The sequence below is a fragment of the Halomonas citrativorans genome (genome assembly GCF_900163645.1).
In the GTDB taxonomy this organism is placed as follows: domain Bacteria; phylum Pseudomonadota; class Gammaproteobacteria; order Pseudomonadales; family Halomonadaceae; genus Vreelandella; species Vreelandella citrativorans.
The window spans coordinates 23,886-44,122 of sequence record NZ_FUKM01000003.1 but is presented as its reverse complement, the minus strand read 5'-3'; the positions used below and the strand labels follow the sequence as shown (position 1 = coordinate 44,122).

Genomic DNA, 20,237 nt, shown 5'->3' with positions numbered 1-20,237 from the left:
TCATTCATGGCAGGAAATCAGACAATATAGCGATGAAATCCCGTATAATCCCCTAGCGGAAAAGAGGCGATTCTTGTTCACAAGATACTGTTTTCACCCAGAGATAAACCCATGATTGAGCACTATTTTGCGGTTAAGCATCTACATATGACGGCCGCCTATGCGAGCCTCGTCTTCTTTATAATACGTGCTTATTGGTCAGTAACTGGGCGACCAATCCTTAAGGCGCGCTGGGTCAAGATACTTCCCCATATCATCGATACGGCGCTTCTAACCTTCGGCGTGCTATTGGCCATCATGCTGAGCTTCTGGCCACTTCCGCCATGGCTCAGCGCCAAAATCACCGCGCTGATTGTTTATATTCTGCTGGGTACAATGGCGATTAAACGCGGTAAAACGCCAGCCATTCGGGCCGGTACCGCCGTGGCAGCGGTGCTTGTATTTATCTATATACTGGGCGTTGCGATGCATCGGACTCCGCTTTCATGGCTAAGCTGATAAGGTGACGCCATTAGCGCGCATTACTCACTAGGCGGAAATAACATACCGGCGTGAAGTTGGTAGAGGTCTGGCTGATGCGCTTCAGCAATTCGGGTGACGCGTTCGATTCCCTCCTCCAACAAGTGCACCTCTATTTGGCGGCGGTCTTCACGTCCTTGACGGCGCTCAACGAGTGATAACTGCTCACAGCGGTCAACCAATGCCACAGTGCCGTGATGCTTGGCTTGCAGCCGCTCGGCAAGCTCACCTACCGTTGCCCAGTCACGTTCAGCAAAACCGCGTAGGTGCAGCAACAGCTGGTATTGCAACGCGGTGAGCCCATGCTTGCGGCAGATATCTTCACTGCGACGTAAAAAACAGCGTAACTGATAGCGAAACTGGGATAGACGCTCGAAATCTTCCTTATCAAGCTCGTCTTTTTGCACTGCTGTTTTTTCTGCCATGGATGCTCCTTAATGTGCTCGTGACGACTTCCCCCCGCTTGACAATACCGCAGGCGTCCTCTAAAAATAAAATATCATTATATGATATATAGCCGTTTAATTTTAAGACACCAAGAGGTAGTTGAGATGAATGTACTTACATTTTTCAAAATGCCCTTTAGTCATCGCTCTGGATGGCAATCGCTTAAATCGAACTCGCCTTCCATTCCGACGTTAGCATGGTGCGTGGTTCTTCCCATGTCGTTATTGCCCCCTTTAATGCTCTATTATGCAGGAACGCATTATGGCGATACCTTTATGACTGGTTTTGCTGAAAGGGAGTGGCGGTTTATTACGACGATTCTTTTTTTGGCTGAGCTACTGACTTTTTTTATAATGGGCTGGGTTATTCACGCAGTCGTCAATGGTGTCGATCAGCTTTCAATTAGCTATAAAAATGCCTATTTGCTTGCCACACTCGCTCCTCTTCCCTTATGGATATCAGCCCTTGCGCTATGGGTGCCCTCGTTATTTTTCAATATGATCGTCGTATTGGCCGCCCTAGGTGTTTCATGCAGTCTGATTTATCAAGGCTTGCAAGCGCTCTGCACTCGTAACGAGCTGGATGTTGCCACCATATCAGCCACTTATACTATTATGTCAGCCGGTATTCTTGGATGGGGTGTTTTGCTGGCGGTTGTTTGGGCTTACTAAACGCCGTTGAACGCCATGGTAGCTCTAGCGCATTTTCAATGTGCGAAGACGTCGCTTGTGAGCACTAAAAATAACGCTCATCAGAAATACCCGAATCTAAAAAAACACACGGTCTTACTTTTTTTAAGTTTTACGTGATAGGCCTCTTAACCAACCGTTATATTGACGAGAGACAAAGAAGATTACATGATTCATCAGGATACGATGTATCTGCTTTTCATATCTTTCGATAAGTCATATAGTCATTTATCGTTAGCCATGCCGTCGGCTACAGCAGCTTTTACTTATCTTTTTAAGACCCCTTATTTTTTTAAATCCATGGGAGTCGCATGAATCTCTTACGCCACTCTCTTGTAGCTCGTATTACTGCTTACCTCTTGGCCATCACGGGGATGACCGTTCTCAGCATCGGCTTCACCATGATGATTGCCCAAAATAGCCAAGGCGATGCAGCGGCGATTAATGTCGCGGGCTCATTACGCTTGAACAGTGCTCAGCTTTCTGAAGCTTTAGGCTCATTGACCCAAACGCAAAACGGGTCTCAACAAAACGTTAACCGACTGACTGATCAGCTTACCGCGAAACTGGAAGGCCCAGCGCTCGCCGTTGGGTATCACTACACCCATGATGAAGTGGTTCAAGAGCAGCTTGCTGGGCTACAAGCTCTGTGGCATAACACCTTACCCCCCCTGCTTGATGATGCTATTCATGGTAGTAGCAACGATGTAGCACAAGCCAGAGTAGCGCTGAATAATCTTATTCATCATATTGACCAGTATGTCTCGACACTGGAAAGCAGCACTAAATCCAAGATGCATTTACTGGGTTCTCTGCAGTTGCTTTTTTTCTTTTTGATTGGTGTGCTGCTTTTCATTGCGCTCTACGATATTCGACATAATCTGGTGACGCCACTCCGCCAGCTTAGAGTCCTGAGCCGAGAAGCGGGCCATGGCAACTTCCAATATCGCTCTAATTTTTCCAGCCACGATGAGCTAGGCCAGCTTGGGCGCGCTTTTGATCAGATGGCAGCGCGGCTGGATACGCGTTACCAGGCGTTGGAAGCGCGTGTATCTCACAAGCAGGCAGAGCTTAAACGCCACAATCGTGCCCTCCAGATCATTCACAATGGAAGCCGTACGCTTTATGGGGGCGGTAATGATCTTTGCGCCAGCACGGCACCTATCTTACGCGAGCTTGAAGACCTACTGGATATCGGCCCTATCGTGCTTTCGCTGCGCAGCGAGCATGACGATACTGATATGGCAATTTTGGCAACCCACTCATCCGAGCGGCCTCTCTATTGTCGCGACTTAAACTGCCTTGCCTGCCTGGAGCCGCAACGGGCCAATGCGATTGCTCGAAATACTGAAGCGATCGTGCTGCCCGTTGCGGTTGGCGAGGAGATTCTTGGCTCTCTTACCGTGGGCTACTCTGCACCCATCAACGCATCGAAGCAGCAGCTACTCAATACGCTTACCGACAACCTGGCTACGGCTATCTTTTTGCAGAAGCGTATTGAAGAAGAGCAACAACTTTCTCTTGTCAACGAGCGCACGATTATTGCCCGTGAGCTTCACGATTCACTCGCGCAGTCGCTGTCTTATTTAAAAATGCAGGTAACACGCCTGGAACGTATGCAGGAGAAACAGTTTTCCGCTGAGCAACAAAGTGGCGTAACCAGCGATTTACGTGAAGGGCTGAATAGTGCCTATCGCCAGCTCCGTGAGCTATTAAGCACGTTCCGGCTTAGCTTGGATAAGCCAGGTCTTCAGCCCGCACTTCAGCAAACCATCAAAGAGTTTAGCCAGCGGCTTGGATTCCCGGTCGAGCTAACCTACCGCCTGCCGCCCCACTTACTTAGCGCAAGTGAAGAAATACACCTGCTGCAAATCACGCGTGAAGCACTCGCCAATACACATAAACATGCCAAAGCTCACTGGGCACACGTTAGCCTAGTATTTGACCAGGCAGCACTGCGCTTGGCGATTGAAGATGACGGTATAGGCCTAAAGGATGATCAGTCCCCCCCCATGCACTACGGGCTAGTGATCATGCGTGAACGAGCCAATAACATTAATGCCGACCTTCATTTCACAAATCGACCCGAAGGAGGCACAGGCGTTTATCTGTGCTTTACCCCGTTGACCGAACGTCTTATCAAGGAAGGAAGTACTTGAATATGGCTAGCGAAATTTACGACGAGCCCGCCACACTTATCGTAATTGATGATCATCCATTGCTACGACGAGGAGTACGTCAATTACTGGAAATGGAAGATGATCTGGCGTTGGTGTTTGAAACAGGAAGCCCCCGTGAAGGCATCAATCAAGCCATCACGCTTGACCCAGACATGGTACTGCTGGATCTCAATATGCCCGAGATGGATGGCCTGGAAACACTTAAACATTTGCGCGAAGAAGGTTATGCAGGCCGTGTCATTATGTATACCGTGTCAGATCAGGAAGGCGACGTTGTAGATGCGCTGCGTGACGGGGCCGATGGCTACTTGTTAAAGGACATGGAGCCAGAGGATATGATTCATCAGCTGCGCCAGGCTGCCAAAGGCCGCATGGCCATTAGCGAAACTTTAACAGCGCTACTTGCCCAAGCACTGCGCAACCAGCGTTCACACCCTACGAAACCGTCTATTAATGCGCTTACTCAGCGCGAAAAAGAGATTCTTGCCGAATTAGCCGCGGGCATGTCGAACAAACTCATTGCTCGCAAGCTTGATATTACCGAAGGCACCGTCAAGGTACATGTTAAGCACCTGCTCAAGAAGCTAAGCCTGCGCTCGCGCGTTGAAGCTGCTGTTTGGGCCGTACAAGAAGGCCTCAATAAGTAGCTGCAAGCCTGCCATGAGTGGATACCCCTTAAAATCCAACTTTCGCTTATTGCCATTTATTACACCACCAGGCGCATCATTAAAACTTTTAAAAACAATACATTAGATACTTAACATACATACCTCGTAAGAGGTACTTGAGAGCTCCCATCCATTGACCTGCCTCATTCCCCCTCTGCTTGCTAGCGCGTATCTTTCGTATAAGCAGTGCTATGCGGCACTTTTCTACAAGGGGGTACATGATGGCCAGAAAAAATGCTGACATTGAACGCTGGGATGTCGAAGACTCCGGCTTCTGGGAAAACGAAGGAAAGCACATTGCAAACCGCAATTTATGGATTTCTATTCCTAGCCTTCTGGTAGGCTTTGCGGTCTGGATGATGTGGGGCATGATCACAACTCAGATGCAAAACCTGGGCTTTCCTTTCACCACTGACCAGCTTTTCACCCTTACGGCTACTGCGGGGCTGGCAGGCGCAACATTACGTATTCCAGCGGCATTTATGCTTAGTTTAGCGGGGGGACGTAATACGGTCTTTCTCACTACAGCATTGCTGATCATACCCGCAGCGGGCACTGGGTTCGCGCTTATGAATCCGAACACGCCTTTCTGGATTTTTCAGGCACTGGCCCTGTTATCAGGTATTGGTGGAGGAAACTTTGCCTGTTCCATGAGTAATATTTCCAGCTTCTATCCCAAAAAACAGCAAGGCTACGCACTGGGAATGAATGCAGGCCTTGGCAATTTTGGTGTCACCACCATGCAAATCCTTGTTCCCCTGGTGATGACTGTCGGTCTTTTTGGTGTTCTTGCGGGCGGCCCCATGGAGCTTCAAAACGCAAGCGGAACCTTGATTGGCCGAATTGAGGCGGGCACCCATACCTGGATACAAAATGCGGCATTTATCTGGGTGCTCTTTCTCATCCCTTTAGCCTTTGCTGGTTGGTTTGGCATGAACAACTTGCGCCCTATTAGCCCCGACCCAGGCACACCGCTACAGGCATTTGGCAAAATACTGGGGCTTTATGGTGTAGGTATTATTGCGACGTTCCTTGGCCTTGTGGCGCTGTCTTGGCTAAATATGTGGCTGGCTCTGCCCTGCACCGTCATTGTCACTCTGATCATGCTGCGCCTTATACCTGGCGAACAAATTAAACCTAATATCCAAAAACAGTTTACGATTTTCCGTGATAAACACACGTGGGCAATGACGCTACTTTACATCGTCACGTTTGGCTCATTTATTGGCTTTTCAGCGGCTCTTCCCCTTTCAATCACGATTATATTCGGCAATATGGCCGAAATAGCCGCCGATGGAAGCATTAATCGAATCGCCAACCCGGATGCGCCCAGCGCGCTTACGTGGTCATGGATAGGTCCTTTTATAGGTGCGCTGGTACGCCCTATCGGTGGCTGGGTAGCTGATAAATTCGGTGGCTCACTGGTCACACAAATCATCACGGTGGTAATGGTCTTTGCATCAGTTGGGGCGGGGTACGTCATGATGCTGGCGTACAACGCCACCGATCCTAACCAATACTTCTGGTTATTCATGCTGCTGTTTATGGTGCTTTTCACCGCCAGCGGCATCGGCAACGGCTCTACATTTCGCAGTATTGGCTTTATTTTTGATGCGCAGAAAAAGGGGCCGGTACTGGGTTGGACAGCGGCTATTGCTGGTTACGGCTCGTTTATTGCCCCCGTTGTGCTGGGGGATCAAATTCGTGCAGGCTCGCCTGAAGTAGCCATGTATGGTTTTGCCGTTTTTTACCTGGTTTGCCTGCTGATCAACTGGTGGTTCTACCTGCGCAAAAATGCCTATGTGCGTAATCCATAGCGATTTGATGCCTTATTAAATTGGGAACCTGGATATCAGTGCTATCCATCCTATTGACGCGAAAACTCAGGGGGCGCCATGGCTACCCATCGTTTTAAGCAGAATGCGGTACTCATTGCCAACACCTTTGCGTTCACCATGTGCTTTATGGTCTGGACCATGTTTGGTGAAATTGGCGTTCCTATTGCCGAGGAATTAGCACTTAACGGAACACAGTTTGGCATTTTAACGGCCATTCCTATTCTTACCGGTGCCCTCTCCCGCTTGCCCCTGGGCTCAATGACAGACCGTTACGGCGGGCGCCCGGTTTTCTTTATTGTGCTGTTGGTTATTGTGCCCGCTATCTGGTTGGTGCAGTTCGCCACCGCTTATTGGCAGCTATTAATACTAGGCGCTTTTATCGGCCTATCCGGGGGAGCTTTTTCGGTTGGTATCACTTATACGGCAAAGTGGTTTGAAAAAGATCGCCAAGGCTTGGCAATGGGGGTGTTTGGGGCGGGCAATGCGGGTGCTGCTGTTACCAAATACATAGCCCCTACCGTTATCGTTATGCTTGGCTGGCAAGCGGTACCCAATCTGTATGCGATTATCATGCTCGCAACTGCCGCTTTCTTTTGGTTCTTCTCGTTTACTGACCCGAGCCATCGCAATACACAACGTAGCTCCTTGCGTGAGCAGCTCAACGTTATCAACGACCCAAAAGTCTGGAAGTATTGTCAATACTACTCGGTAGTGTTCGGCGGCTATGTCGGCGTCTCACTATGGCTTACCCGTTACTACATGAATGAATATGGCTTTGGCATTCAATTAGCTGCCGTGATTGCCACTATTTTCGTCTTGCCTTCCGGCATTATTCGCGCATTCGGCGGTTGGTTATCGGACCGTTTCGGCGCCCACACCGTAACCTGGACATGCTTATGGGCGAGTTTAATTGCGCTCTTTATCATGTCCTATCCAGAGACCTACTATAGCGTTCAGGGCGCTGCCAATGGGGCTCGCGTGGAGTTTGGGTTTGGCATTCCCGTGTGGCTTTTCACTACCGCGCTATTTGTAGTGGGCATTGCATGGGGAATTGGTAAAGCGTCCGTCTTTAAGTATCTTGCCAATGACTACCAGGAAAACCTTGGTTTGGTGTCCGGCATTGTCGGCCTTGCAGGCGGCCTAGGAGGTTTTCTACTACCTATCATGTTTGGCGCCCTCGTCGACCTGACAGGCATCGCCACCACCGTATGGATGCTGTGCTTCGCGGTAACGCTTATTTCGATTATCTGGATGTGGTGGACAGAAAGGCGTGTCAAAACGTTTACAAAAGAGATGGGGAATTAAGCAAATCATATTTCCCCTCTTCTGAAAGCCGTTGCTTACAGTTTTAAGTAATGATCTTTAGTAATTTGCGATGATGGAGTGTTGTCTACCACAGTGATCAGCGAGATTATATGCTGCTTATCTGCCGGTTCTTGGCGTGGTTTCAGCCACTCACTGCATCGCCAACCTGGTCCTTGGCTTGGGTCAGGTTGTTTTTGATTACCTTGATGGCACTTCCAACACTTAAAAGGAGTATACCATGGCGCGTTTTGACAACAGAATTGGTCTTATTACTGGGTCTGCCAGCGGCATCGGCAAGGAAATTGCCATTCGTTTTGCTGCCGAGGGTGGTACTCCTATCATTGCTGATCTCAACCTGGATGCCGCCAAGACCACTGCCGAAGAGATCAGGGCGGCTGGCGCCGATGCGTTTGCGGTGGCAATGAACGTCACCGATGAAGCGCAAGTCGAAAAGGCGGTGAATGAGGTCATTGCCAAGTACGGCAAGATTGACGTCCTGGTCAGTAACGCAGGCATCCAGACCGTACATCCGCTGGTCGACTTTCCATTTGAAGACTGGAAAAAGCTGCTGTCCATCCATCTTGACGGTGCATTCCTTACTACGCGAGCCTGCTTGAAGCACATGTATGCCGCTAATTATGGCCGTGTAATTTACATGGGCTCGGTCCACTCTAAAGAGGCCTCTAAGCTCAAGGCGCCCTATGTCACCGCCAAGCATGGCCTGATCGGCCTCAGCAAGGTACTAGCCAAGGAAGGCGCAGAGTACAACGTGACCTCCAACGTGGTATGTCCGGGTTTTGTGCGCACACCATTGGTAGACAAACAGATCCCTGAGCAAGCAAAAGAGCTGGGTATCACTGAAGATGAAGTGATCAAGAACGTCATGCTAAAAGACACGGTGGATGGGCAATTCACTACCACTGACGATGTGACCGATGCCGTGCTGTTCTTTGCGGGTGCAAAGAGCAATGTGATGACCGGGCAGTCGTTGGTAGTAAGCCACGGCTGGTTTATGCAGTAACTGCTAGTCTGCTGAAATCGACCTTGTGGTTTGACAGCGTGAAGGCAATATCTTCTTGGCTGTCAGGCCACCAGGTATTTAGTTGGGGTAAGCAATATTCGAAAAATGCCAAGCAACGAAAACACGCCATCGCATGGGTTTGTCGCAGGGTGAGTTTGCCAAGCTATTGGGCGTGAGCCCCAGCCCTTCGCTGCTGGGAGCAAGGCCGCCGAGTCCCTACAGGTACTGCGCGTACACTACTGCGAGCAGTTGAGAAGCATCCTGTGGTGTTGACTGATCCTTCCTAGAAGACTACCAGTTGGGCCTGGATAGAAGATGATATGAATTGCCCAGTGCGCCATGTAGCATGCCTACTGGTACTTTGTTTTCTTCGACACAGGTAAATCCCATGCAAGACATAAAGCGCCTTGAAGTTGGCATGACTACACAAATTGGCACACACCAGGTAGAGAGCCCTGAGGTAGGTAAAGAATATGTGCGGGGCCTGGATTCCAATAGCTGGCTATTATTTACAGAAGACCCGGCTGAAGACCGCCCTGTTGTTGTTCGCATTGATAGCATTAAGGACGAAGTGTGTCACTGCACTGTGACGAGAAAGCTAAGTTAAAACCGTTCGTCGCAGATAACCAAGCTACAACCCGCCTAGACAGCGCTTTTCACTGAGCATCGTCATCGCATCAGAAGTGCCGGGCGTCTCACGACATGCCGACGGTAAGGTTGCGATCTATTGGTAACGGGTTACCTGTTCATCTAATGAATAGTCTACGCTGTAACCCTGCATCCTCATTGGAGAAGGTTATGAAAGTACGATATGAGACACGCGACTCAGATGGATCAATAGCCGTTGATGCGCTGCCCGGGCGCGGTGAAACAATTGAGGTTGATGGTAAGCCCTGCAAAGTAGCGTACGTGCTAGAAAAAAATGACGGTGATATAGAGGCTGTCTTAATGCTTGAGGAAAAGGGCCTCTCGACCACTAGTACGAACTGGGTCCGACGGCTACACGCTGGAGAGCGCCCTAACGTACCTATCGGGAACGCTCGCTGATACGCTCTCTGCGACGCTATAGTTACCCTGCCGAAATTGTGTTAAGCATACGCTCTCTGCGACGCTATAGTTACCCTGCCGAAATTGTGTTAAGCGGTAGGTGCTCGTAAAATTGCGCTCAACGCCGCGCTAATTGCTCTTGTGCGGGAACTGCATCTGAAGATATGACATAAGTGCTATCTATCCACAGTGCAACACCTAGGCGCTAGCAAAGCTGTTAATACAGGCTGTAAGTAGCCGCCTTTATTAGCGTTATTAAGGCCTACAACAGTATTTCATCAAAAGCGCTACAGTTTTTAGTACTTACTGCCACACGTACCTCAGAGGTATTAAATGCACAGTGGCACGAAGTCGACATTGAGAAAACTACTTAGCAAATTCCAGCAGAGCGCATGAAGACGAACCGGGAGCACCGAGTGCCCCTATCCAAGCAGGCAATGAATTTGTTGCTGAGCCTCCCCCGTGTAAAAGGCAATAGACACATTTTCCCTAGGATGAAGCCTTGTCGGCCGCTATCGAATATGTCACTTCTACAGTTTATGCGAGGGCTAGGTTACGGCCCTAGCGGAGAGAAAGGCAACTATGTCCCTTATGGCTTTCGTCCAAGCTTCCGTGATTGGACAGGAGAGGTGACCAGTTATCCGAGGGATGTCGCTGAAATGGCGTTGGCGCATGCCATCGAAAACAAGGTGGAAGCTGCATACCGGCGGGGAGACCTCTTCGAAAAACGCCATACCATGATGCAAGAGTGGGCCAACTATATTGACCCCACCCGGTAAACCGATATTACGCTCAACTTCCAAAGACAACGAATAGTGTCTTCGGCGATGTTATTGAATACTTGCAGAGCTCTATACTCATGGATAAATACGAAAAGGATACTACTTTGTTGAATAGCGCTCTGCCGTCTTCAACATTTCCGGTAGACCTATCGCTTTATTTAGCTCATCAAAGGCAGCCATTCGATCTCGAAATGGCTCGGTAGATCCGTAGGTTTTTAGGCTCTCGAAGTAGGCAGTGGCCTGACGAAAAACGGCGCGGGCTAAGCCACCTGGAAAAATAACCAACTTGAAACCCAATTCAGCGAGCTCATCTGCGCTACTAGCAGGAGTTACTCCTCCTTCGACCATATTGGCCAGCAGTGGTACCCGATGCTGAAAGCGCTCAGTGATCATCAACTGCTGCTGCCGACTCTGCGGTGCCTCTATGAATAACACATCCGCACCAGCCTCCAGGTAGCGCTCGCCACGCTCAATTGCTGCATTGCCCCCCTCAACCGCAATACTATCAGTACGCGCAATGATCTGTGTTGCCTTACCAACGCGCGCATCGCAAGCTGCCTGGATCTTACCTACCATTTCATCGACGCTGATCAAGGTCTTGCCACTGAGGTGGCCACAACGTTTGGGAAATGTTTGATCTTCGAGCTGAATTCCGGAAGCACCGCTGCGCTCGAATACACGAACAGTGCGCTGTACATTGAGTGCATTGCCATAGCCCGTATCAGCGTCAACAATCAAAGCAATATCGGTCCGATCGCGAATTGCTGCGATGCTATTAGCAACCTCGGTCATAGTGACAAGACCCAGGTCAGGACGCCCCAATTGGGTGTAGGCGAGACTGGCCCCAGATAGATACAAGCACTTGAAGCCAGCTTGCGCTGCCAAGTTAGCTGTAAAGGGGTCATAAACGCCTGGAGCAACCACGGCCCCTTGGGTTTGCTGGATCAAACTGTCTAGCGGAATCATGGCATTTACCTCAATGGTGTAGGTCACGCATCCCAGACGCGCTTGTTGTTATAGGTCTTGCGCCCAAGTGACATCTGATGCTCATAGGTGTCTGGGCAATAAAACCCTTCAATGTATTCCACAGGCTGATCGTTTTCATCGAGTACCGTGCGGCGAATGCACAACAATGCATCGCCCGGCTCCATATTGAGCAAGCCAGACTGATTAGGCGTTGCCAACTTGGCTGTAATCGACTGTTCAGCCCGGGCAACCTTGGCTCCGGCGCGCTCAAGCAATAGCAACAGCGGTCGGCTAGCCATATCATTCTCAGAAAAGGTACGGCCTATTTTCTCGGGTACATAGGTAGTCAGCAGCGAAAACGGCGTGCCGCGATGGCTACGAATGCGTATGGCCTTCTGAACTTGCATCCCAGGCTCTACCCCAAGCGCTAGAGCAACCTCAGCAGAAGCTGCTACATAGCCAAAATCAAGCACTTTGACCTCAGTTTTAAGCCCCATGGCTATCAGGTTTTCTATAACACCTGAAATACTGGCCTCAACTGGTGAATTCTCATTAGAGGCTATAGGGAAAGTGCCCTTACCGCGATAGCGCACCACCAGGCCTTCTCGGTCCAGACGCTCCATTGCCTTACGAATGGTTATTCGCGAGACCCGAAACTGTTCAGTTAGCAGAATTTCGTTGGGGAGTGGTTGTTCGGGGGTGTAACGCCCTTCGAGAATCTCCTGACGCAAAACCAAATAGACACGATGATGCTTCGGCCATGGGTTACTAGAGTCCCCGCTAGCCTGACGTATTGAGAGATCTGTCACTGCGTCTCCTGCTTTACTCGGTAGCCTAATTAGATGAGCGATAAACTCACGATTACCGACCACATGTCCTATTGACATAACAAAGATACCATGTGTCAATGGATGTTGCCAAGGGACGAAATTTCATCAAACGCCAGCAGATTCACCGAGCTAGATTCTCTATAACAAAGACAGTCGGAGACGCCCTATGAAATATCATCATCATGCCATTTCGCTTGCTTCCTCCATCAAGGACGACTTACCCAAGCTTGCCACTGGCATATCGTGTTTAGTTCTCAGCGTTGGCCTAGTTAGCACCGCCCAAGCAGATTGGCCGGACAGCCCCATTGAGATAGTAGTGCCCTTCGATGCCGGCGGAAGCGCCGACCGCATGGCGCGCGGACTAGCAGAGCATATGTCTCCTCGTCTTGGGGTACCGGTCAGCATCATTAACCGCCCCGGCGGTGCCGGAGCGCTTGGTGCCACCTATTTTCAGCAGCAGGTCGCCAATGGCCAAACACTACTTGTGATGCAGGCCTCCCCCTACCTGGCCAGTGCCATTGAGATCGGCGGTGCACCGGTGAAATGGGAAGACTTTCAGCTGCTCAGCGCTCAGTGGAATGACTACGGGATCGTTGCGGTACATAATGATAGTCCTTATCAAGACTTAGAGTCGCTAGTCGAGGCGATGCGCGAACCCGGTGAAGTCAGTTCTGGCATCATCGTCGGCAATGGCGGTCATCTACAGACACTAGTGATGATGGACGCCCTTGACATTGAGCATGACAACGTACGTTTCGTGACTTACAGCGGCGGCGCCCCGCTGCGATCGGCTCTGGCGGGTAATCAAATCGATTTTGAGATCCTTGCTGCTGAAGCAGCTCTAAGCATTAGTGATGAAGTACGAGCTCTAGCGGTGGTCAATGATCAACCCAGCGACAATTGGGACGCACCGCTCTTCAACGACGTCATGACGAGCCTAGGCAGTGATGCTCTACCGCTGATTGGTGGAAACGTCACTGGATTAATGGCCCACGCATCGCTGCAGGAAGAGTATCCGGAGCGCTACCAGCGACTAATGCTGGCTTATCAGAATACCCTCGAAAGCGATGAATTCCAGACTTGGGCTACTCAAGCAGGCATTGGGGCCGACTGGGTTTCACCGGAAGAAAGCCAGGCACTGGTCGACGAAGCCTACCGCGTCGTTCAACAGTACGCTCCGCTCTTGCAGTAAGCGCAGCGTCTAGATTCGGCTCTCAAGCCATCATTCAACGAATTTACATCGCGGGAGGCGCGGTATGGAAACCTCAAAACGGTGGCACACCTTTCCATGGGGGAATGTACTGTTCTCAATGAGCTTGGCAGCTGTATTCGGCTACTACGCCCATGGTGTCCATGCCGCTGCTCGAGGTGTCACTGATTGGCTGCTGATTCTTCCAGCAGCAGGCATCGGTATTACTGCGTTATTAGCAATCACCGGGGCCAAAGTAATTGACTGGTACCGCCAAGTAGCTCCCGTTAGTCATCACGCCTCCGACGACTCGGCGCGACCTGCGTTGTTGTTCATGGGGCTACTGGCTCTCTACGTACTTTCAATATTGATCATTGGCTTCGATCTGGGCAGCTTTTTATTTTTATGCCTTGCTCTGTATTTACAGGGTGAAAGACGCTGGTGGGTAATTATCTGTTTTGGACTGTTGGTCTCGGTTCCCATTGTAGTGTTGTTCATCAAGCTGCTCGGCGTCCGCCTGCCCACGCTGCTGCTCTAATATCTACTGTTACATTTCCACTGCTACCTTCGCCAGGAGGCACAAGACGACATGATTAATGCCGAGGCCTTCAACGCCGCTCTCAGCCTATTGGGAAATACTCCAATTGCCTGGCTGGTGGTGCCCCCAGGGCTAATCATCGGGCTATTCTTTGGCTCTATACCTGGCCTATCCATTTCAATTGCTATGGCAGTATTCCTGCCTGCAACAATGTACATGGATTTTTTGCCAGCCATTTTATTCTTAACCGCCATTTTTACTGGTGGTGGCTTCGGTGGAGCAATCCCCGCCATCATGATGAACATTCCAGGCACATCCTCTTCGGTAGCTACTTCTTTCGATGGCTACCCTATGGCGCGCCGTGGGGAGCATGCCCAAGCGCTGGGAATAGGCCTAGTGGCTTCGGTACTGGGAACATTGATTGGCTATCTACTGCTGCTGTTCACGGTGCAATCCATCTCACAATGGGTCCTTCGTCTGGGGCCCACCGAAATGCTGGTAGTGGCAATATGGGGGGTCACTTTAATTGCGGTGCTTAATGATGCCAGCATCTCCAAAGGCATCGCCGCAGGCATATTGGGTATTCTCATCAGCACCATCGGTTATAGCGACGCGGGGCAGATGCGCGGAACCTTTGGCAGCATGTATCTATTAGACGGTATACCGGTGATTCCCGCCTTGATCGGTTTCTTCGCTGCTTCGGAGCTTTTCAATTTAGTCGGTAAGCAATATATCGTTGACGATAGCGCTCTGCGCGTGGTTCGTTTCCGCAATATCCTTCTGGGCATGGGTCTTGCGCTCAGCAAACCTTTTCAGTTATTGCGTGGTGGTAGCATGGGCGCCTTGATTGGTGCCATTCCAGGAGTTGGGGCAAGCATTGCCAACCTAGCTGCCTACGCGACCGCCAAGCAGCGATCCAAGGACCCGGACTCTTTTGGAAAGGGTAACCCCTCAGGTCTAATCGCTGCCGAGTCGGCCAATAGCAGCTCCGAAGGGGGCTCAATGATCACTTTACTCGCACTCGGGCTGCCAGGTGGTGCTGGAACTGCAGTGCTGCTTGGCGCCTTCGCCATGCACAATGTTACTGGTGGCCCACGGTTTATTCGAGAAAACCCCGATATCGTTTATGCCCTTATCATCGGCAATATGGCCCAGGCGGTACTGCTCCTGATAGTAGGGCTCGGTTTCATCTTTCTCGCTGGCTATATCGTTAAGTTGTCGCTCAAATTAATGATTCCTATTGTGATGGTTCTTTCAGTAGTCGGTTCATATGCCATCACTGGCAATATGGTTGGACCTATCACAGTGGTGACTACCGGCATCCTTGGTTGGTTGATGCGTCGCTATGGCTATCCTGTAGCAGCGACTGTTGTAGGCCTGCTGGTTGGAGGCATGGCCGAGGGCGAGCTGGCGCGCAGCATGCAGATTAGCAGTGGCAATCTTGGTTTCATCGTCGACCGTCCTATCACCTTGGTGCTACTTGCTCTCCTACTGCTTTCGGTGCTGCCGCGTGTGGTAGGTAGCGTAATCAAACGCCGCCGCACTGCTACGAATACTTAAGAGGACGACACAATGACTCAGCCCTCCTTGACCCTGTTCGAGAAAATATGGAAGCAACATGTGATTGCAAGCGACGGAGAATTCGACCTGCTCTGGGTTGATCGCCACTTCGTTCATGAGGGTTCATTTCATGCCTTCGACAAACTCGATAGCAGCGGTCGGCCACTGGCCCATCCTGAGTTAACGTTCGGCATCGCCGACCACTACGTACCCTCAGATTTAAAGCGTCTCAACGATGACGCAGAAGTCGCTGGCATGATTCGGTTACTAGAAGACAACACCACCAAGCACCAGTTGACGTATTTAGGACTCGGTCACAGCGACCGTGGCATCGTTCACGTTGCTGCGCCTGAACTTGGGCTAACCCTACCAGGGTTAATTATAGTCTGTGGTGACTCCCATACCACTACTCATGGTGCCTTCGGGGCTTTGGCTATGGGCATCGGCGCTAGCGAAGTCGCCCATGTGCTCGCCACACAGGCGCTGTGGCAACGTCGTCCCAAAACCATGCGCATTCATGTTGAGGGTGAGCTCGCACAAGGCGTAACCGCAAAGGACCTTGCTCTACATATCATCCATGAGATCGGTTCTGGTGGCGCCACTGGTCACGCTGTTGAGTACACTGGTTTAGCCGTCAGCGCGTTTTCCATGGATGCTCGTATGACACTATGCAACATGACCATTGAGGCTGGAGCTCGAGTAGGTATGATCGCCCCTGACGCGATCACTTTCACTTGGTTACGTAATACCCCTCAGGCACCACAAGGCGCCGACTTCGCGCGGGCTGAGCGCCACTGGCGCGAACTTTACAGCGATAACGGCGCCTTCTACGACAAACAGGTAATAATAAATGCTAATGAAGTGGCTCCTCGCATCACTTGGGGTACCAGTCCCGAACAATCCGTGGCCGTGAATGAGTCTTTCTCCCCTGCAGACAATAACGCTACCCACACTTCGCTAGCGTACATGGGGCTTAAAATGGGCGACCCCATCATCGGACTGAAAGTCGATCAGGTATTCATTGGCTCATGCACCAATTCGCGGCTGAGCGATCTACGAGACGCGGCTGCAGTGTTGGTCAATGGTACGGTCAAGGTGCCGACACTTATCGTCGCTGGCTCCAACCGTGTTAAGGCTCAGGCCGAGGCAGAAGGCCTCGCAGATATCTTCCGTCAGGCTGGCGCAAGTTGGGGTGAAAGCGGCTGTTCGATGTGTGTAGCTATGAACGGCGATAGCGTCGCTCCAGGAAAGCGCTGTGCTTCCACGAGTAACCGTAACTTCCCTGGCAGGCAAGGCCCCGACGCGCGCACCCATCTGATGAGCCCAGCCATGGCCGCCGCGGCAGCCCTTAACGGTAAGATCGTAGATGTTCGACAGTTTGCTATAGGAGCCAACACATGACTCCCGTCACCCGAGTTGAAAGCCCGGCCCTGCTATTGCTTAATAATAATATTGATACCGATCAGATCATTCCAGCACGCTTCCTTCGCAAGCCTCGCAGCAGTGGGTATCATCATTATCTGCTTTACGATGCTTGTTACGATATGGATGGCAAACCTCGTCCAAATGCACCACTCCCAGAAGCGACTAATCGTGAAATAGACAGCGCAGTAGAAATTGTTCTGGCTGGGCACAACTTTGGTTGTGGTTCATCGCGGGAAGGCGCGGTCTATGCCTTTGTCGATTACGGCGTCAAAGTCATTATCTCAACCAAAGTTGCTGACATTTTTAGTAACAACGCTATTCGCAATGGCCTATTGCCGATAATGCTTGATCAAGCATCATTCGATACCCTTGTTACATACTGTCAAGCCAATCCATATGCTTCTCTCGTAGTCGATCTTGAAGCTTGCGAAATACGCTGGGGGGACGGTCAGTGTTTGATTTTCAACATTGACGACGGTAACCGAGAACGCTTGTTGAAAGGAATTGACGACATTCGAGCTACCCAAACCTGGGGACGAGAGATCAATGAATTTGCTAAGCACTATTTGGCAGAGCGGCCATGGGTAATGCCAGCTGATGATCGACTTGATTAGGTTACCTCTGCTTAACCTTACCCCTGGCCATTGGCATGCTGGCCATCATCTGATTTTCGATACTGCTATTGATTACTGATTGCCAATGGCTAATTTGGAATTTTGCACTGTCGCAGCGGAAGGCTCACAACCCCTCCTTGACACTTTTACTTCGACTTTACCTAGCTGAATCTCTATTGCCTGGCAAATGGCGAGCAGTTTCCCCTCTTCGCGTGGTGGGCACATCAACTGCAATCCCACTGGCAAAAACTGGTCACCGACCAGTAACGGAAGGCTGGCAGCGCAGAGTTCTAGATAATTTGCAGGCTGAGTATTTCGGGTCATGTTTAGCGCCTGGCGATAGCCTTCCTGATAGTTATCAAGGCTTGCAAGACTGGGTGCAGTACTTGCAGTGGTGGGACTGATCCATGCATCCACCCCTTGAAATTGCTCCAGAGCGTTAACAATGTTGCGGCTGCGGCGTGTTTCAACTTCAAGGAAGTGAGTCGCTTTGATGTCGAGCCCCAATGAAGTTCTGTCACCGATAACCGGATCCATCAAATGCCGGCCTGATTCGAATCGCTCGCGCCCCAAGGTGTTAAGTAACTGTACGGGCATACTGACTGGAAAGTACTTTTCCCGCTCGTTAGCTTCGGGAATCGATACATTTTGAAAATGCACGCCAGCGCCAGCCAGCTCATCCTTCGCCCAAGACATGGCTTTCGCTACATCGGAGGAAAGGTCTTCCCAGAAATATTCCGTCGGTAAGCCAAGAGATGTACCCGGCAAAGTTTCAAGCGCCACTGGATGACGAGATACCCCATGTAAGTGATGCATGATCTCCGCATAAGCTAGCGCTGCATCACGTGCGCTGCGGGTCAGCAGGCCAATCGTATCCAGATTGGGGGCTAGTGGAAACACTCCTTGGGTCGACCACAGCCCAAACGTTGTCTTCAGACCGAACACGCCGCACAGAGCAGCAGGAACCCTCACCGATCCTCCTGTGTCCGTTCCAATCGACATGGCACAAAGGCCTGCAGCGGTGGCTACCCCCGCGCCCGAACTGGAGCCACCAGGAATACGATGTATCTTTTCATCGCAGGGGTTGCGCGGGGTCCCCCGTGGCTGCGAAACACCTGTAATGCCAAAAGCAAACTCCACCATGCGGGTCTTGCCAAGTATTACACAGCCTGCCTGGCGCAATGCTTGAATAAAAGGCCCTTCATTCGGGTCGGTAATATCCGAGACATCTACGCGGGAACCTGCAGTCATTGGCATGCCTTTGACTGTGAACAGATCCTTAACGCTGATCGGTATCCCCATCAACGGTCCCAGGTCCGTACCCGCTGCCAAAAGGCAATCCATGGCCCTGGCAGTAGCTAGTGCCTGTTTGGCCTCTACATGTTCAAAGGCGTTCAGAAACGAATCTAATTTGTTAATCCTAGTGAGATAATCCTGGGTCATCTGCTCGGAAGAGAGAGTCCCCGCACGCAGCATTTCACCAGCATTGCGTAGACCACCGACACTAGCGACAGGATCATTAGGAATTGATGTCATTGCGCGACACCTTATAGGCATGTGAACAGGCTCGTACCAAGCAGCTAGTAAGCAACATGACACGCTTAAAAAGTTAGAACAAGCTGCTCACTTATTTGACGTAGATTGTTCAACAATCTATACCAAGTAGAGGCAAATTTGTTATACACATGAATAAAATACAAAAAAAGGAATAAAAAATGTCTAAAAAACAATTTTTTAAAAAAATCATCATCGGTTCTAGCATTCTGACTGCTGTTTGCTTTGCTCAACAATCTTTTGTTTATGCCGCCGATATTCCCACCATTGAGCCAGGTACCCTGCTGATCGGCTCCGACATGACCTACCCGCCCTATATCTACCTGGAAGATGGCACACCTAGCGGGTTTGAAGTCGATTTTATGAATGCTGTGGCAGAGCATATGGGCCTTGAAGCCGAGTATGTAGATACGCGCTTCGCTCAGCTGATTGTGGGACTGCGATCGAACCGGTATGACGTCATAGCTTCACTGCTTTATATCACACCAGAGCGGGCAGAAGTCATTGATTATGTTCCACATACACAGACTGGTTCATCAATTTTGACTGCCAGCAACTACGCCGAGTCTCCCCAAGAACCGCGTGATCTCTGTGGCATGCGTGTCAGCTCAATCCAAGGCGCGTCCTGGGTTCCAAAGCTTACGAAAGTATCGGACGAACACTGCACGCCTAATGGGCTAGACGAAATCGATATCCGTGAGTTTGCCACCGCTCCTGAGGCTACCCAGGCTATCTTGGCTGGCGCTGTAGAGGCACAGTTTGCTGATGCGGCCGTAGCACAGCTCGCCGTGGAAAATACCGGTGATGCCCTGAAGATTACCTCGGAAGAGCTGATCTACCCGATTCCGGTGGGTCTTGGGGTCAACTCAAGCAACTCTGAAATTAAGGAGGCAATCACCTCTGCGATTGAAAATATGAAGGAGACTGGGGAGTACGATGAGATCCTATCTGCCTACAACCTGAGCGCACCAGACCCTGATGAAGTTGAAGCTGCGCTTTCCAATAACTGAGCCACTCACCTCTCCGACACCGAGAAGTTGCTTTCAGGACTATACGTGCCATAAA

Annotated in this window: 19 protein-coding genes; 15 read left to right on the top strand and 4 right to left on the bottom strand. The window is 50.7% G+C overall.

Annotated elements, in window-relative coordinates; translation table 11 throughout:
- The first annotated feature begins 111 nt into the window (after positions 1–111).
- Positions 112–498, top strand: a complete 387-nt coding sequence (locus CZ787_RS00660) for a SirB2 family protein (RefSeq protein ID WP_176372147.1) — start codon at positions 112–114, stop codon at positions 496–498.
- Between the two features lie 23 nt (positions 499–521).
- Here CZ787_RS00660 and CZ787_RS00655 read toward each other — a convergent pair whose 3' ends face one another.
- The gene (locus CZ787_RS00655) at positions 522–944 is read right to left on the bottom strand and encodes a MarR family transcriptional regulator (protein ID WP_087105401.1); all 423 of its coding nucleotides are present in this window, start codon (positions 942–944) and stop codon (positions 522–524) included.
- 126 nt (positions 945–1,070) lie between these two features.
- Here CZ787_RS00655 and CZ787_RS00650 point away from each other — a divergent pair, with 126 nt between their 5' ends.
- The 8 genes from CZ787_RS00650 to CZ787_RS19025 all read left to right on the top strand — a co-directional run bounded on the left by CZ787_RS00650 (position 1,071) and on the right by CZ787_RS19025 (position 10,493).
- A complete protein-coding gene (locus CZ787_RS00650; protein WP_087105400.1) occupies positions 1,071–1,637 on the top strand; it encodes a YIP1 family protein in 567 nt (188 codons plus the stop codon).
- Between the two features lie 329 nt (positions 1,638–1,966).
- A complete protein-coding gene (locus CZ787_RS00645; protein ID WP_087105399.1) occupies positions 1,967–3,814 on the top strand; it encodes a histidine kinase in 1,848 nt (615 codons plus the stop codon).
- A gap of 2 nt (positions 3,815–3,816) precedes the next feature.
- Positions 3,817–4,482, top strand: a complete 666-nt coding sequence (gene narL / locus CZ787_RS00640; RefSeq protein ID WP_087105398.1) for a two-component system response regulator NarL — start codon at positions 3,817–3,819, stop codon at positions 4,480–4,482.
- A gap of 242 nt (positions 4,483–4,724) precedes the next feature.
- Positions 4,725–6,320, top strand: coding sequence for an antiporter (locus tag CZ787_RS00635; RefSeq protein ID WP_087105397.1), 1,596 nt, complete (start codon positions 4,725–4,727; stop codon positions 6,318–6,320).
- 78 nt (positions 6,321–6,398) lie between these two features.
- On the top strand, positions 6,399–7,646 hold the full coding sequence (locus tag CZ787_RS00630; protein ID WP_087105396.1) for an MFS transporter: 1,248 nt from the start codon (positions 6,399–6,401) through the stop codon (positions 7,644–7,646).
- A 238-nt stretch (positions 7,647–7,884) separates the two neighbouring features.
- Positions 7,885–8,667, top strand: coding sequence for a 3-hydroxybutyrate dehydrogenase (locus CZ787_RS00625; RefSeq protein ID WP_087105395.1), 783 nt, complete (start codon positions 7,885–7,887; stop codon positions 8,665–8,667).
- A 388-nt stretch (positions 8,668–9,055) separates the two neighbouring features.
- Positions 9,056–9,274, top strand: coding sequence for a hypothetical protein (locus tag CZ787_RS00620; RefSeq protein WP_087105394.1), 219 nt, complete (start codon positions 9,056–9,058; stop codon positions 9,272–9,274).
- A 961-nt stretch (positions 9,275–10,235) separates the two neighbouring features.
- A complete protein-coding gene (locus CZ787_RS19025) occupies positions 10,236–10,493 on the top strand; it encodes a hypothetical protein (protein WP_254908508.1) in 258 nt (85 codons plus the stop codon).
- Between the two features lie 102 nt (positions 10,494–10,595).
- On the opposite strand, the gene CZ787_RS00605 is transcribed toward CZ787_RS19025, so the two are convergent.
- Both CZ787_RS00605 and CZ787_RS00600 read right to left on the bottom strand, forming a co-directional pair.
- Positions 10,596–11,462 (bottom strand): isocitrate lyase/PEP mutase family protein, encoded by an 867-nt coding sequence (locus CZ787_RS00605; protein WP_087105575.1) that lies wholly within the window; start codon positions 11,460–11,462, stop codon positions 10,596–10,598.
- Between the two features lie 23 nt (positions 11,463–11,485).
- Positions 11,486–12,271: a GntR family transcriptional regulator gene (locus CZ787_RS00600; RefSeq protein WP_176372146.1), complete on the bottom strand. Its 786-nt coding sequence runs from the start codon at positions 12,269–12,271 to the stop codon at positions 11,486–11,488.
- A 187-nt stretch (positions 12,272–12,458) separates the two neighbouring features.
- Here CZ787_RS00600 and CZ787_RS00595 point away from each other — a divergent pair, with 187 nt between their 5' ends.
- The 5 genes from CZ787_RS00595 to leuD all read left to right on the top strand — a co-directional run bounded on the left by CZ787_RS00595 (position 12,459) and on the right by leuD (position 17,618).
- On the top strand, positions 12,459–13,484 hold the full coding sequence (locus CZ787_RS00595) for a Bug family tripartite tricarboxylate transporter substrate binding protein (RefSeq protein ID WP_087105391.1): 1,026 nt from the start codon (positions 12,459–12,461) through the stop codon (positions 13,482–13,484).
- A gap of 64 nt (positions 13,485–13,548) precedes the next feature.
- Positions 13,549–14,019, top strand: a complete 471-nt coding sequence (locus CZ787_RS00590; RefSeq protein WP_254908507.1) for a tripartite tricarboxylate transporter TctB family protein — start codon at positions 13,549–13,551, stop codon at positions 14,017–14,019.
- 51 nt (positions 14,020–14,070) lie between these two features.
- Complete coding sequence (locus CZ787_RS00585) at positions 14,071–15,579, top strand: tripartite tricarboxylate transporter permease (protein ID WP_087105390.1); 1,509 nt, start codon at positions 14,071–14,073, stop codon at positions 15,577–15,579.
- A gap of 12 nt (positions 15,580–15,591) precedes the next feature.
- A complete protein-coding gene (gene leuC, locus CZ787_RS00580; RefSeq protein ID WP_087105389.1) occupies positions 15,592–16,980 on the top strand; it encodes a 3-isopropylmalate dehydratase large subunit in 1,389 nt (462 codons plus the stop codon).
- On the top strand, positions 16,977–17,618 hold the full coding sequence (gene leuD, locus CZ787_RS00575; protein WP_087105388.1) for a 3-isopropylmalate dehydratase small subunit: 642 nt from the start codon (positions 16,977–16,979) through the stop codon (positions 17,616–17,618). Before leuC ends, leuD begins: the two co-directional genes overlap by 4 nt.
- Positions 17,619–17,690: 72 nt before the next feature.
- On the opposite strand, the gene CZ787_RS00570 is transcribed toward leuD, so the two are convergent.
- Positions 17,691–19,154, bottom strand: coding sequence for an amidase (locus CZ787_RS00570; RefSeq protein ID WP_087105387.1), 1,464 nt, complete (start codon positions 19,152–19,154; stop codon positions 17,691–17,693).
- 179 nt (positions 19,155–19,333) lie between these two features.
- On the opposite strand from CZ787_RS00570, the gene CZ787_RS00565 reads away from it, so the two are divergent.
- The gene (locus CZ787_RS00565) at positions 19,334–20,182 is read left to right on the top strand and encodes an ABC transporter substrate-binding protein (protein WP_087105386.1); all 849 of its coding nucleotides are present in this window, start codon (positions 19,334–19,336) and stop codon (positions 20,180–20,182) included.
- Positions 20,183–20,237: the final 55 nt, after the last annotated feature.